The organism is Microbacterium sp. 10M-3C3 (assembly GCF_003931875.1).
Classification (GTDB): Bacteria; Actinomycetota; Actinomycetes; order Actinomycetales; family Microbacteriaceae; genus Microbacterium.
On the sequence record NZ_CP034245.1, the window covers coordinates 2,725,457 to 2,738,573 of the forward strand.

15 protein-coding genes and 1 tRNA gene are annotated in these 13,117 nt (G+C 71.0%); 2 read left to right on the forward strand and 14 right to left on the reverse strand.

Annotation, left to right across the window (positions count from 1 at the left end):
• Positions 1-64: 64 nt before the first annotated feature.
• Positions 65-709 carry a LysE/ArgO family amino acid transporter gene (locus EI169_RS13240; protein WP_125132757.1) on the forward strand — a complete coding sequence of 215 codons (645 nt, stop codon included), beginning with the start codon at positions 65-67 and terminating at the stop codon, positions 707-709.
• Positions 710-737: 28 nt separating this feature from the next.
• Positions 738-1,013 carry an acylphosphatase gene (locus tag EI169_RS13245; protein ID WP_205783808.1) on the forward strand — a complete coding sequence of 92 codons (276 nt, stop codon included), beginning with the start codon at positions 738-740 and terminating at the stop codon, positions 1,011-1,013.
• Between the two features lie 9 nt (positions 1,014-1,022).
• Here EI169_RS13245 and EI169_RS13250 read toward each other — a convergent pair whose 3' ends face one another.
• The 14 genes from EI169_RS13250 to EI169_RS13315 form a co-directional block, all read right to left on the reverse strand.
• Entirely contained in the window at positions 1,023-1,793 is a 771-nt protein-coding gene (locus tag EI169_RS13250; protein WP_125132759.1) for an amino acid ABC transporter ATP-binding protein, read from the reverse strand.
• Positions 1,780-2,445 (reverse strand): amino acid ABC transporter permease, encoded by a 666-nt coding sequence (locus tag EI169_RS13255; protein WP_125132760.1) that lies wholly within the window; start codon positions 2,443-2,445, stop codon positions 1,780-1,782. The genes EI169_RS13250 and EI169_RS13255 overlap by 14 nt, the downstream gene beginning before the upstream one ends.
• A 40-nt stretch (positions 2,446-2,485) precedes the next feature.
• Positions 2,486-3,292, reverse strand: a complete 807-nt coding sequence (locus EI169_RS13260; RefSeq protein WP_125132761.1) for an amino acid ABC transporter substrate-binding protein — start codon at positions 3,290-3,292, stop codon at positions 2,486-2,488.
• Between the two features lie 161 nt (positions 3,293-3,453).
• Positions 3,454-4,146, reverse strand: coding sequence for a 50S ribosomal protein L1 (rplA, locus tag EI169_RS13265; RefSeq protein WP_125132762.1), 693 nt, complete (start codon positions 4,144-4,146; stop codon positions 3,454-3,456).
• A 14-nt stretch (positions 4,147-4,160) separates the two neighbouring features.
• Positions 4,161-4,592: a 50S ribosomal protein L11 gene (gene rplK / locus EI169_RS13270; protein WP_058595375.1), complete on the reverse strand. Its 432-nt coding sequence runs from the start codon at positions 4,590-4,592 to the stop codon at positions 4,161-4,163.
• 161 nt (positions 4,593-4,753) lie between these two features.
• Positions 4,754-5,956 (reverse strand): transcription termination/antitermination protein NusG, encoded by a 1,203-nt coding sequence (nusG, locus tag EI169_RS13275; protein WP_125132763.1) that lies wholly within the window; start codon positions 5,954-5,956, stop codon positions 4,754-4,756.
• Between the two features lie 62 nt (positions 5,957-6,018).
• The gene (gene secE, locus EI169_RS13280; protein ID WP_125133483.1) at positions 6,019-6,294 is read right to left on the reverse strand and encodes a preprotein translocase subunit SecE; all 276 of its coding nucleotides are present in this window, start codon (positions 6,292-6,294) and stop codon (positions 6,019-6,021) included.
• Between the two features lie 45 nt (positions 6,295-6,339).
• Positions 6,340-6,412: transfer RNA gene (locus tag EI169_RS13285), tRNA-Trp, on the reverse strand.
• A gap of 147 nt (positions 6,413-6,559) precedes the next feature.
• Positions 6,560-7,006 (reverse strand): hypothetical protein, encoded by a 447-nt coding sequence (locus EI169_RS13290; protein ID WP_125132764.1) that lies wholly within the window; start codon positions 7,004-7,006, stop codon positions 6,560-6,562.
• Positions 7,003-7,896 carry a hypothetical protein gene (locus EI169_RS13295; protein ID WP_125132765.1) on the reverse strand — a complete coding sequence of 298 codons (894 nt, stop codon included), beginning with the start codon at positions 7,894-7,896 and terminating at the stop codon, positions 7,003-7,005. The genes EI169_RS13290 and EI169_RS13295 overlap by 4 nt, the downstream gene beginning before the upstream one ends.
• Complete coding sequence (locus EI169_RS13300; RefSeq protein WP_125132766.1) at positions 7,896-9,257, reverse strand: NAD-dependent succinate-semialdehyde dehydrogenase; 1,362 nt, start codon at positions 9,255-9,257, stop codon at positions 7,896-7,898. Before EI169_RS13300 ends, EI169_RS13295 begins: the two co-directional genes overlap by 1 nt.
• 14 nt (positions 9,258-9,271) lie before the next feature.
• Positions 9,272-10,858, reverse strand: coding sequence for an APC family permease (locus EI169_RS13305; protein ID WP_125132767.1), 1,587 nt, complete (start codon positions 10,856-10,858; stop codon positions 9,272-9,274).
• Positions 10,855-11,745: a universal stress protein gene (locus EI169_RS13310; protein WP_125132768.1), complete on the reverse strand. Its 891-nt coding sequence runs from the start codon at positions 11,743-11,745 to the stop codon at positions 10,855-10,857. The genes EI169_RS13305 and EI169_RS13310 overlap by 4 nt, the downstream gene beginning before the upstream one ends.
• The gene (locus EI169_RS13315) at positions 11,742-13,100 is read right to left on the reverse strand and encodes an NAD(P)/FAD-dependent oxidoreductase (RefSeq protein ID WP_125132769.1); all 1,359 of its coding nucleotides are present in this window, start codon (positions 13,098-13,100) and stop codon (positions 11,742-11,744) included. The genes EI169_RS13310 and EI169_RS13315 overlap by 4 nt, the downstream gene beginning before the upstream one ends.
• Positions 13,101-13,117 lie beyond the last annotated feature (17 nt).

Here is a 13,117-nt window from a genome sequence, read left to right on the forward strand (position 1 = left end):
AGGCTAATGCATCTGAAGAACCGTGAGCTGGGCTTCATCGCTGTCACGCCGTAGCGTCGGAGACGTGCTCCCCTCATTCGTCGCCGGCCTGGGCCTCGGCGCCTCCCTCATCGTCGCCATCGGCGCGCAGAACCTGTTCGTGCTGCGGCAGGGGATCCGGCGCCAGCACGTCGCCATCGTCGCCGTGGTGTGCGCCGCATCCGATGCGATCCTCATCGCCCTGGGCGTCTCGGGCGTCGGGCTCGTGCTGGCCGCCGCGCCGTGGCTCCTCGTCGTCGTGCGCTGGGCGGGCGCACTGTTCCTCGCGGCGTACGCGCTGATCGCGGCCCGCCGTGCGTGGCGGCCGGGCGGCGAGGTGCTCGTCGCGGCGGGAGACCCGCCCCACGGATCGGCGGGCACGGCGCTCGCCACCCGCACGCGGGCGCTCCCCGTCGTCGCGACCTGTCTCGCGCTGACGTGGCTGAACCCCCACGTGTACCTCGACACCGTGTTCCTCCTCGGATCGGTGTCGGCCACGCACGGCGACGACCGCTGGGGCTTCGCGGCCGGCGCGATGCTCGCCAGCGTGCTGTGGTTCTTCGGCCTCGCCTTCGGAGCGCGGCTGCTCTCGCGCTGGCTCGCGACGCCACGCGCGTGGCGGATCCTCGACGGCGTGATCGCCGTCGTCATGCTCGTGCTGGCTGTGTCCCTCGTGCTCCCGACCGACTGAGGGCGCCGCATCCGGCACCATGGGTGCCATGCCTCGTCTTCGCCTCCGCATCCACGGCCGCGTCCAAGGCGTCGGGTTCCGCTACGGGATGCAGCGCGCCGCCCTCGACGCCGGCGTCGGCGGCTGGGTGCGCAACCGCCGAGACGGCACCGTCGAGGCGGAGCTGGAGGGGGACGCGGAGGGACTCGAGCGCGTGCGTGCGTGGGCGGCATCGGGCACGCGCGCAGCGCACGTGACCCGCGTCGAGGTGACGGAGATCCCGCCGACCGGGGAGTCGGGGTTCCGCACGCGCGAGTCGGAGTGACCGGGCCGGTCAGTCCAGCGGCCGCAGGATGCGCTGCACGAAGCGCCGCGTGCGCTCGTGGGTCGGCGCGGTGAACAGCGCCTCGGGGGCGCCGCGCTCGACGATCCGGCCCTCGTCGAAGAAGAGCACCTCATCGGCGACCTCTCGGGCGAACTGCAGCTCGTGGGTCACGATGACCATCGTCCACCCCTCACCGGCGAGCTCGCGGAGCACCGTCAGCACCTCCCCCACCAGCTCGGGATCGAGCGCGCTCGTGGGCTCGTCGAACAGGAGGAGGGCAGGACGCAGTGCCAGCGCGCGCACGATGCCGACCCGCTGCTGCTGACCACCGGACAGCTGGAACGGGTATGCGCCGCGCTTCGCGGCGAGCCCGAAGCGCTCCAGCAGGGCGTCCGCCCGCGCGATCGCCGCGGCCTTCGGCTCGCCGTGCGCGTGGATGGGCCCCTCGATGACGTTCTGCAGCACGGTGCGATGCGGAAAGAGGTTGTGGTGCTGGAACACCATGGCCGAGCGGTCGCGCAGGGCCGCGCGGTCGGTCTTCGACACCTTCGCCGCGAAGTCGATGCGGGGCGACGGGTCGAACGCGACGATGCCGGCCTCGGGCGTCTCGAGGCCGTTGAGGCACCGCAGCGCCGTCGTCTTGCCCGATCCGCTCGGTCCGATCAGGACGAGCACGTCGCCTCGGCGCACGTCGAGGTCGATGCCGTCGAGGACGCGGTTCGCGCCGAAGCTCTTGGTCAGCCCTTCGACGTGCAGGAGCGGGCCGTCAGTGAGCGACATACCGGTCGAGCCTCCTCTCGAGGGCGCTCTGGCCGAACGAGAGCACGAGGCAGAACAGCCAGTAGATGAGCGCGGCCTCGAGGTAGATGAGCATGAACTCGTACGTGAACGCCGCGATGTTCTGCGCCTGACGGAACAGCTCGGTGACCAGGATGAGCGACGTGAGCGACGTGTCCTTCACGAGTGAGATGAACGTGTTCGACAGCGGCGGCACCGACACCCGCGCGGCCTGCGGGAGGATGATGCGCGTCAGCGTCTTGGCGGGCGAGAGTCCGACGGTGTGCGCCGCCTCCCACTGCCCGCGCGGCACCGACAGGATCGCGGCGCGGATCACCTCGGCGGCGTAGCCGCCGACGTTCAGCGAGAGAGCGATGACCGCGGCCGGCCACGGGTCGATGACGACGCCGATCGAGGGCAGCCCGTAGAACACCACGAACAGCTGCACGAGGAGCGGCGTGCCGCGGATCACCGAGACGTAGAACCGCGCGACCGCCGACAGCACGACGTTGCGCGAGAGTCGCAGCAGCGCCACAGCGAGGGCCAGTACGAGTCCGATCGCGAACGACGCGAGGGCCAGCGGGATGGTCCCCACCAGCCCCGCGCGCAGCAGCGGCCAGAAGGAGTCGACGAACAGCGACCACGTGTCGTTCACGTCGGCGATCCTCCCTCGTCAGTGGCGCACGGCGCCAGGGTCACTGCGTGACGTCGTCCCCGAAGTACTTGTCGCTGATCTCGGCGAGCGTGCCGTCGGCGCGCAGCTCCTCGAGCGCCCCGTCGACCGCGTCGACGAGGGCCTGCTTGTCCTTCGTGAAGGCGAACGCGCTGGAGGACGTGTCATCCGTCTCGGCGGCCACCTTCAGGCCCGTGGGGCTGTTGGTCTTCTCGTAGTCGAGGAAGGTCAGCTCGTCGTTGATGGTCGCGTCGACGCGGCCCTGCTGCAGGAGGGCGACCGCCTGGGCCCATCCCTCGACGGCCTCCACCTGCGCGCCGCTCTGCGTGGCCAGCTCGTACCAGTTGCTCGTGAGCGACTGCGCGGTCGTCTTGCCGTTGAGGTCGGCGAAGCTCGAGATCGAGTCGTCGTCCTCGGTGGTCACCACCACGCCGCGCGAGACCGTGTATGGCGCGCTGAAGAGGTATTTCTCCTCGCGTTCGGGGTTGATCGTGACCTGGTTCGCGATGACATCGAAGCGACCGGCGTCCAGGCCCGCGAAGATCGCGTCCCACTGCGTCTCCTGGAAGCGCACCTTCAGACCGAGCTTCTCGGCGACCGCCGTGGCGATCTCGACGTCGAAGCCGGTCAGCTCACCGGAGGCGTCGTGGAACGAGAAGGGACGGTAGGTGCCCTCGGTCGCGACCGTGAGGGTGCCAGGGGTCACCAGGCCCTCCTGCTCGGGCGCAGCCGACCCGGACGATGCGGCGGACCCGCCGCTGCACGCGGTGAGGGCGAGAGCGGAGATGCCGAGGGCGGCGGTGAGCAGGGCGGTACGGCGACGGAGCATGGATCGTTTCCTGTGAGGGTCGGAGGGGCTGGGCGCGAAGCGCGCACCCCCAGGGGAACACGGGGCGGGGGCGGAACCTTCCCGTATGACGGCGGATGACGGCATCCGGTCCACGACGAAGGCCCCGACGCGCAGGGCGACGGGGCCTTCGGACGCGAGCGTCAGACGAGGGCGTTGACGTCCAGCGGAATGCCGGGGCCGAACGTGGTCGACACGGCGCCCTTCTGGATGTAGCGACCCTTCGAGCTCGAGGGCTTGAGGCGCACGATCTCCTCCAGAGCGGCCTTGAGGTTCTCGTCGAGCTGCTCGGCGGTGAACGACGCCTTGCCCACGACGAAGTGCACGTTGGCGTGCTTGTCGACGCGGAACTCGATCTTGCCGCCCTTGATGTCCTCGACGGCCTTGGCCGGGTTGGGCGTCACGGTGCCGGTCTTCGGGTTGGGCATGAGGCCGCGGGGGCCGAGCACCTTGCCCAGTCGACCGACCTGGCCCATGAGCTCGGGCGTGGCGACGGCCGCGTCGAACGCGGTCCAGCCGCCGGCGACCTTCTCGATGAGCTCGGTGCCGCCGACCTCATCCGCACCGGCCGCGATGGCCGCCTCGGCCGCGGGGCCGGTGGCGAACACGATGACGCGCGCGGTCTTGCCCGTGCCGTGCGGCAGGATGACGGTGCCGCGCACCATCTGGTCGGCCTTGCGCGGGTCCACCGAGAGCTTCAGCGCGACCTCGACGGTCGAGTCGAACTTCTTCGAGCCGGTCTCCTTGGCGAGGGCGACGGCCTCGGAAGGTGTGTAGAACGTGTCGGCCGCGATCTTCTCGGCAGCGGCGCGGTAAGCCTTGGACTTCGTAGTCATGTCGGTGTCCCCCCTCAGTCCTCGACCGTGATGCCCATGGAGCGGGCGGTGCCGGCGATGATCTTCGAGGCGGCCTCGATGTCGTTCGCGTTCAGGTCGGGCTGCTTCGTCTCGGCGATCTGACGCACCTGCTCCTTGGTGAGCTTGCCCACCTTGGTGGTGTGCGGGGTCGCGGAGCCCTTCTGGAGGCCGGCGGCCTTCTTGATGAGCTCGGCGGCCGGCGGCGTCTTCAGGATGAACGTGAAGCTGCGGTCCTCGTAGACGGTGATCTCCACGGGGATGACGTTGCCGCGCTGCGACTCCGTCGCGGCGTTGTACGCCTTGCAGAACTCCATGATGTTCACGCCGTGCTGACCGAGCGCGGGGCCGATCGGCGGGGCCGGGTTGGCGGCGCCGGCGTTGATCTGGAGCTTGATCAGGCCGGTCACCTTCTTCTTCGGTGCCATGCGTTGTCCTTTCCTCGAGCGGGATGCCTCGTGCATCCGCTCTCCCGCGGTCCCGGCGCATCCGGAACGCGGTGCTGTCCACGCGCGCGACGAGCGCACGCGCAAACCACACGAGTCTACCTCACCTCGGCGGGGGCGGGATAAACGCGATCTGCGCGGCGTCAGAGCATCTTGGTGACCTGGTCGAACGACAGCTCGACCGGGGTCTCGCGCTCGAACAGCGACACGAGCACCGTGAGCTTGCCGCTCTCGGGCTTGATCTCGCTGATCGTGCCGGGCAGGCCCGCGAACGAGCCCTCCTTGATCGTGATGGTCTCGCCGATCTCGAAGTCGACCTCGGCGGGAATGCTGCGGGCCACCGCGGGGCCGCCCTTGGCGGCGCCGGCCTTGGCCGGGGCGACGTCCTTGACCTCGACGAGGCTCTTGAGCATGTTGAACGCCTCTTCGAAGCGCAGCGGCGTCGGGTTGTGGGCGTTGCCGACGAATCCCGTGACGCCGGGCGTGTGACGCACGACCGACCACGTGTCCTCGTTGAGCTCCATGCGCACGAGCACGTAGCCCGGGATGCGCACGCGCGTGACCATCTTGCGCTGGCCGTTCTTGATCTCGACGACGTCCTCCATGGGGACCTCGACCTGGTAGATGTCGTCCTCGACCTCGAGCGTCGACTTGCGCTGCTCGATGTTGGCCTTCACCTTGCGCTCGAAGCCGGCGTACGAGTGGATGACGTACCACTTGCCCGGCAGCATCCGCAGGTCGGCGCGGAACGCCTCGTACGGGTCCTGGTCGTCGTCGACGTCGGCCTCGTCGGTCGCGTCGTCGCCGGATGCGGCGCCCTGAGCGACCGCGACGGTCTCGGCGTCGGCGGCATCCAGGTCCTGCGAGACCTCGGCGGCGTCGGCGGGCGACACCTCGGACTCGACCTCATCGACGACGCCCTCGGCGGAGCGCACCTCGTCGAGGAAGTCCTCGTCGAGCACGGGCTCGTCGGGATCGCCGTTGACGTCCGGGCCGTCGTAGGGCGTGACGTCGACGTCGCGGGCGTCACGCTCGGCGGCCTCGTCGGCGAGCGACTCGGACAGGGCCTCGGCCGCGGCCTCGACCTCGGCGGCCTCGTCGATGGTCAGCGCGTCGTTGACGATCGCGTCGGCCTCGGGGTCGTCGACCTCGATGTCCTCGTCGGCGAACGTGTCGACGTCGCCGTCGTCGTCGTCCTCGTCCACGACGTGGATGGCGACCTGCTCGGCCGCGTCGACCGAACGCTCCTCGGCGGCGAGCTGGTTGCCCTCCTGCGCCTCGTCGTCCTCGCTGGACTGCTCGGCAGCCGTCGCCCAGTCGGCGTCGTCGGTATATCTTTCAGCCACTTGTGATCTCTTCCGTTGATGGCGCCGGCGTCAGTGACGGCCGGCAGGCGCGCTCGCGGCGGTCAGGGGGTGGTTCCGCCCGGGACACCGAAGACAGCGGTGGTGATCCACACGAACAGCAGGTCGAGGCCGTAGACGAGCGCCATCATGACGACGACGAAGCCCAGCACGACCGCCGTGAACTTCACGAGTTCGGAGCGGGTCGGCGTGACGACCTTGCGCAGTTCGGCGAAGACCTGCCGGATGAAGGTCGCGATGCGCACGAAGACGTTGGGCTTCTTCTCGCGGGGTGCGTCGCGCTTGACGACGACCTCGCCGTTCGGCTCGTCCTGGACCATCGACTCCACCTGGTTGCCTTCCGTGTGCCAGCATCCGCCGGCGCGCAGGGCGGACAGGAATCGAACCTGCAACCTGCGGTTTTGGAGACCGCTGCTCTGCCAATTGAGCTACCGCCCTAAGAGCCCTGGGGCTCCGGGATGCCGCACTCCACCGCCGTGACCTGACCGAAGGGGTTCTGCCCGACCGGCGGGCACGGCGAAAGAATGCAGACTTCTACTGCGACACGAGTCTACGTCATGGGCTGGTGCCTGGCGAACCGGGGGCTCACGACCGGCAGGGCGTGAACACCGCCGCCACCACGAGCGGGTCGGTCGCGGTGACCGTCACGACGACGCCGTCCTGCGACGCCCAGGCCCGCTGGCCCGTCGACCCCGCGCTCGGACCGATCTCGTCCCACACGTCGGGGTCGAGCCCCGCCACCGCCGCGTCGGCGGCCGCCTCCACCGCGCCCTCGTCGGCGGCGACCGGCATCGTCGCCGTCGCCACGAGGGCGGTCTGCGTGCCGGCGCCGCCCTCGCCGCACGGCTGCTCGGCCGGCTCGGAGACGACGACGGTCCGCGCAGCCGCCGCATCCAGTGCCGACAGCTCGGCCACGATGCCGTCGAACACGCGCTGCGCGCCCTCGCGGACGAGCGCCGGGTCGTGCGCGGGCGCGCAGCCCGCGAGCGCGACGGCGAGCACGAGGCTCGCGGCGGCGGCGATCCGCCTCACGGCCGCGTCACCGCCTCGACCTCGTACGCCTCGGGATCGGGCGCGGCGACGGGGATGCCGAGGCCGGCGAGCTGCGCGGGGAGCCAGCCGTCGCTCCAGTCCGCGACGTCGCACGGCGCCGTCGACGCGTCGTACGCCGACGCCGGCACGCCGTGCTGAGAGACGGCGCGGCAGCTGGCATCCGACTCGATCTGCGCGCGGTACGCGTCGGGACCGAAACCCGACGCGGTGGCGGCGGCGAACAGCGTCGCGTAGCGGTCCCACTGGTACCAGTGCATCGCCTCGTGCACGAAGATGGGCCACACGTCCGCGCGGGTCGCGCCGCGATCCCACGCGAGGAACACGCTGTTGCGGAAGTCGCTGTCGTAGCAGCCGCCGAGGGCGCGGGAGTATGCCTGGCTCGCCGCGGCGAACCCGCAGTTCTGCGGCCCGCCGTCGTACACGATGCGCACCGCGCCGCCGCCGATGCCGTCCAGGAGAGCGCGGGCATCGGCCTCGCCGCCGGGGAAAGAGTCGCCGCCGGGGTTCGGCGCCGACACCGCCGGCACGGTGTCCTCGGCATGGAAGGACGCCGACGACGCCTCCGCGCGCTGCCACAGGTCCGCGGCATCCCGGTACGCGGTGCGCTGCTCCTGGATGCGCGCGGCGAGGTCGGCGGACGCGGCCACCGCCGCATCGACGGCCGACTGCTCGGCGTCCGTCACGGCCCGCGCGTCGAGCAGCTGCTGCCGGTAGTCGGCCGCCAGGTGCGCCACGCCCACCCCCGCCGCTGCGCTGGCGGCGAGGTAGAGGACGATCGCGGCCAGAATCCACGGCGCCCGGCGCCGACGCCGCGGCGGCCGCCCCGGAGCGGGGGCGTCGGCGTCGTCGGCGTCGGCGTCGGCGGTCATCACGCGATGCGGATGAGCTTCTTGTTCACGAACTCGTCCGCGCCCAGCAGCCCCAGCTCGCGGCCGGTGCCGCTGCGCTTGACGCCGCCGAAGGGCAGTTCCGGCGAGTCGGCGAGCACGACGTTGACGTAGACCATGCCCGCCTCGATGCGGTCGGCGACGCGTTCGGCCTGGGCGGGGTCGGTCGTGAACACGTACGAGCCGAGGCCGAAGCCGGTGTCGTTGGCGATGTGCACCGCCTCGTCCTCACCCGACACGCGGTAGACGACGCCCACGGGGCCGAAGAACTCCTCGCGGTACGCATCCATGTCGCTCGTGACGCCCGTGAGGACCGTGGGGGCGAAGTACGCGCCGTCGCGCGTGCCGCCCGCGACGAGCCGGGCGCCCTGGGCGACGGCCCGCTCGACCTGCTCGGCGAGGCGCTCGGCCGCCGTCAGCGAGGAGAGCGGGCCGAGCACGGTGTCCTCGGCGAGCGGGTCGCCGACGGTCGCCGCGGTCATGGCGGCGGTGAACTTCTCCAGGAACGCGTCGTACAGGTCGTCGGCCACGAGGAAGCGCTTCGCGGCGTTGCACGACTGACCGGTGTTGTCCAGGCGCGCGTCGACGGCGGCCTGCACCGCGCCGTCGAGGTCGTCGGTGGACAGCAGGATGAACGGGTCGGAGCCGCCGAGCTCCAGCGCGACCTTCTTGAGGTGGCGCCCGGCGAGCTCGGCGACGGCGGCGCCGGCGCGTTCGGAGCCGGTGACCGAGACACCCTGCACGCGCCGGTCGGCGATGACCGTCGCGGCCTGGTCGTTCGTGAGCCGGACGTTGACGTACGCGCCCTCGGGGAGCCCCGCGTCACGGTAGATCAGCTGCAGCGCCTCGGCCGACTCCGGGCACTGCGGCGCGTGCTTGAGGAGGATCGTGTTGCCGAGGGCGAGGTTCGGCGCCGCGAAGCGGGCGACCTGGTAGTACGGGAAGTTCCACGGCATGATGCCCAGCAGCACGCCCAGCGGGGAGCGCCGGATGACCGCGCTCCCCTCGCCGAGGATGTCCAGCGGCTGGTCGGCGGTGATGCGTTCGATGTTGTCGGCGTAGAACTCGGTGATGTCGGCGGCGAAGTCGACCTCGCCGAGCGCGGCCTCGCGCACCTTACCCATCTCGCGCACGATGATGTCGGCCAGCAGGTCGCGGCGCTCGCGGTGCAGCTCGGCGACCCGGCGGAGCCGCGCGGCGCGCTGGGCGACGTCGGTGCGCGCCCACACCGGGAAGGCGGCGGCAGCAGCGGCGATCGCGCCGTCGACGCCCGCGTCGGTCAGGGTGTCGTAGTCGGCGAGGCGCTCCCCCGTGGCGGGGTTCACGACGGCGTATTCACTCATGCGGTTCCTCTCCTTCACTTTCCTACACTGTCGTGCCGGCGCACACTGCCGCCACGGCGACGTGCGCTGGCCGGTGCATCCATCGCGAGTGTCTCGCCCCGGAAGAAGGCGGGCCGGCGGACCGCCTGCCAGATCATGATGACCACGCCGAGCAGGATGATGACGACGCCCAGCACGAAGACGAGTCCGACGCCGAAGACCTGCGAGCCGCTGCCGTAGTCGGGGTTCATGCTGTCGATGAGCGTCGTGACGAACAGCACGGCGAGGATCACGCCGCCCACGAGCGGGAACAGCAGCGTGAAGAAGATGTTGCGCACCGAGTCGAACCACTGCCGGCGGAAGTACCACACGCATGCGAACGCCGTCAGGCCGTAGTAGAAGCAGATCATCATGCCGAGCGTGAGGATCGTGTCGGTCAGCACGCTCACCGAGACGAATCGCATGACGGCGTAGAACGCGGATGCCACGACGGCGGCGACGACCGTCGCGTAGCCCGGCGTGAAGAACCGCGGGCTCACGCGGGCGAACGCCGGCGGCAGCGCGCCGTAGTGGCCCATCGCGAGGAGCGTGCGCGCCGGGGAGACGAACGTGGACTGCAGCGACGCGGCCGAGCTCGTGAGCACCGCGAGGGAGACGAGGAACGCGAAGGGGCCGAGGATCGGGCCGGACAGGTGGAAGAACACGTTGTCGGAGATGTCCTCGTTGCCCAGACCCAGCTCCCCCGTGCCGACGCCGGCGAACATGACGAGGCCGATCGACAGCAGCAGGTACAGCACGACGATCGTGATGACGGTGATCGTCGCCGCGCGCCCCGGCGTGCGATCGGGGTCCTTCGTCTCCTCGTTCATCGTCAGGGTGACGTCCCACCCCCAGAAGATGAAGATCGACAGCGACAGCCCCGCCGCGAACGCGCTGAACGACGAGACGGCGAACGGGTCGAACCACGACCACTCGATCGGCGTCGCATCGAAGGCGTTGCCGGCGGCGACATGGACGATCGCCGCGATGGCGAACACCACGAGCACGACGACCTGGAAACCCACCAGCACGTACTGCAGCTTCTGCGTGGTCTGCATGTCGCGGTAGGAGACGAACGTCGCCCCCGCCACGAACAGCAGGCACACCACGACGTTGACGACCGGGTTCGCGGCGAGGTCGGCGATGGCGGCGTTGCCGGTGATCTGCGCGATGAGGAGGAACAGGAAGTCCACCGCGATCCCGGCGAGGTTCGAGAGCACGATGACGGTCGCCGCGATGAGGCCCCATCCGGCCATCCACCCGATCCATGGACCGAACGCGCGCGCCGCCCACGTGAACGACGTGCCCGAGTCGGGCATGCGGTTGTTCAGCTCCCGGTAGCCGAAGGCGACGAGCAGCATCGGGATGAAGCCGATGAGGATGATCGCGGGCACCTGCACGCCGACCACCGAGGCGGTCGGGCCCAGGGCCGCGGTGAGCGTGTACGCCGGGGCGATGCACGAGATGCCGATGACGACGGCGCCGATGAGTCCGACCGTGCCGGCCGACAGGCCCTTCTTCGACAGGCCGCCGGCTTCCTCGCCGGCGACGGGCGCGAGCGGCGCGCCTTCGGGAGCGCTCATGCGCGGGGTCCTTCCTCGTCGTTCCCGCGCGTGCGCGGGACCACCATCAGCGGCACGGGCAGCACGTGCAGCATCTTCGCCGCGGTCGAGCCCAGGAACAGGCGTCGCGGCTGAGCGAGCCTGCTCGACCCGACGACCGCGATCTCGCCGGGGCGCCAGGTCAGATGCTCGACGGCGTCCTCGATGTCTTCGCCGGCGCCGACCACGGCCTCGACGGACGCGTCGGCGGGGAGCGCCGCGCGCGCCTGGTCGAGCACGCGGCGCGCGGCCTCGCCGCCGACGGTGCGGATCGCGCCGGTGTCCAGACCCGCGGGCAGGTCGATCGTCTCGAGCGAGAGCAGACGCAGCGGGACGGATGCGGCGGTGGCGAGGGCGACCGCCTCCTCGAGGAGCACATCGGCCCCGGGCCGGGTGCCGATCGCCGCGGTGACCCGCTCGATGCCGACGCCGGGATCGATGAGGCGCGCACCCTCGGGCGCGAGCACCACGGAGACGTCGGCGGAGTGCAGCAGCTCGGAGGCCACCGAGCCGAGCTGGTGCCGGCCGCGCAGGCCGCCCCGCCCGGCCCCGACGACGATGACACCGGCACCCGTCTCGTGGGCGGCGTCGATGAGTCCTTCGGCGAACGAGTCGGCCGAGCGGATGCTGCGGCGGTGGTCGAGTCCGTCCAGGCGCGCCGTGGCGTCGGCGAGCCAGCGCTCGGCCTGGTCGTGCACGAGACGGCCGTACCCGGCGTCGGGGGGCGTGATGACGGTGCGGGAGTCGCCCGGCAGGACGATCACGAGCTCGAGCCGCTCCCCGGTGGCGCGGGCGAGCCGGGCCCCCACGGCGAGGGCATCCTCGCCGGCGTCGGTCGCGGTGTATCCGACGACGACCGGGCCGGTCACGACCGCGTCCGCTCGAGGATCTCGGCCGCGGCACGGCGGCCCTGACGGATCGCGCCGTCGACATGCTGGTACCCCGCCCCCGCCATGTCGCTGCACGCGAGGTGGATCGGGCCGACCGGGGTGCGCAGGTCGGCGCCGTAGCGGTGGAGGCCGCCGAGGTCGAAGCTCGCCGCGTAGGCGCCGCGGGTCCACTCCTCGGTGCCCCAATCGCTCTCGTAGTAGACGACGGGATCCTTCGCGGCCTCGCCGTAGTAGTGCGACAGCGACTCGAGGATGCGCGCGCGTCGCTCGTCGGCGCTCAGGCGGAACAGATCGTCGGCGGTGCGGTCGGAGACGAACCCGACGAGCGTGCCGCGCTCGTCGCCGTGGTTGGTGTTGTCGTACGCCTCGTGGCACAGCTCGTACGGGCTGAACGCCGTGCCCGACAGACCCTGCTCGCGCCAGAACGGCCGGTCGAACACGGCGTGCACCTTGATGACGAAGCCCATCGAGATGTGCTGGTGCATCTGGTGCTGCAGGCGCGGCAGCGGCGGCACGAAGGAGATGCGGGGGTAGAGCACCGGCGCGAGGGCGAGGATCGCGAAGCGGGCACGCACCGTCACGGCGTCGGCCTCGGCGAGGACGCCCTCGTGGGACCACGCGAGCGTGCGCACCGGCTGGTTCAGCAGCACGTCGTCGCCCAGGCGCTCCGCGAGGAGTACGGGGACCTGCTGCAGGCCGCCGACGACGCGCTTGTCGAGGATGAAGTCGGCGTCGACGAGGTGGGAGTAGGAACCGGCCGACGCCGCCATGAGGAGCGACTGCAGGAGCGAGAAGGCGTGCGTGGGCTTGGTCAGCATCGCCGAGCCGGTCGCGAACGCGAGGTTGCGCACCGCTTCGTCGTCGTCGGTCTGGGCGCGCAGCCACGCGTCCCACGAGATCGTGTCCCACTCGACGGCGCGAGGATGCTCCCACGGCCGGTCGGGGTCGATCTCCGCGATCATCGCGTCGAGGCGCTCCGTGATCTCGGCGATCGTGCGCTCGGTCTCGGGCGAGACGGGGAACATCTCCCCCGTGAAGCGCTGCGTGACGCCGTCCGGGCCGATGTAGACGCTGTCGCCGTCGCGATAGCGGCTGAAGGTCTCGAGCCCCAGCTCGGCCACGGTGTCGATCAGCGCGTGCTGGTCGGGCGAGACCCACTGGCCACCCAGTTCGAGCATCGCGCCGTCGATCTCGTCGGTCCACAAGCGCCCGCCGACGCGGTCACGTGCTTCCAGCACGGCGACCGACAGCCCGGCCTTGCGCAGCTCGTTGGCGGCGGTGAGGCCCGCGGCCCCGGCGCCGATGACGACGACGTCCTTCGTCAGTTCCGTCATGGTGGGCCTTTCTCGTG

Excerpts from the sequence above, each read along its gene's own strand:
- EI169_RS13245 (WP_205783808.1), top strand. The coding sequence starts at position 738 with ATGCCTCGTCTTCGCCTCCGCATCCACGGCCGCGTCCAAGGCGTCGGG.
- EI169_RS13250 (WP_125132759.1), bottom strand. The coding sequence starts at position 1,793 with ATGTCGCTCACTGACGGCCCGCTCCTGCACGTCGAAGGGCTGACCAAG.
- EI169_RS13260 (WP_125132761.1), bottom strand. The coding sequence starts at position 3,292 with ATGCTCCGTCGCCGTACCGCCCTGCTCACCGCCGCCCTCGGCATCTCC.
- rplA (WP_125132762.1), bottom strand. The coding sequence starts at position 4,146 with ATGACTACGAAGTCCAAGGCTTACCGCGCCGCTGCCGAGAAGATCGCG.
- rplK (WP_058595375.1), bottom strand. The coding sequence starts at position 4,592 with ATGGCACCGAAGAAGAAGGTGACCGGCCTGATCAAGCTCCAGATCAAC.
- secE (WP_125133483.1), bottom strand. The coding sequence starts at position 6,294 with ATGGTCCAGGACGAGCCGAACGGCGAGGTCGTCGTCAAGCGCGACGCA.
- EI169_RS13295 (WP_125132765.1), bottom strand. The coding sequence starts at position 7,896 with ATGACCGCCGACGCCGACGCCGACGACGCCGACGCCCCCGCTCCGGGG.
- EI169_RS13300 (WP_125132766.1), bottom strand. The coding sequence starts at position 9,257 with ATGAGTGAATACGCCGTCGTGAACCCCGCCACGGGGGAGCGCCTCGCC.
- EI169_RS13305 (WP_125132767.1), bottom strand. The coding sequence starts at position 10,858 with ATGAGCGCTCCCGAAGGCGCGCCGCTCGCGCCCGTCGCCGGCGAGGAA.
- EI169_RS13315 (WP_125132769.1), bottom strand. The coding sequence starts at position 13,100 with ATGACGGAACTGACGAAGGACGTCGTCGTCATCGGCGCCGGGGCCGCG.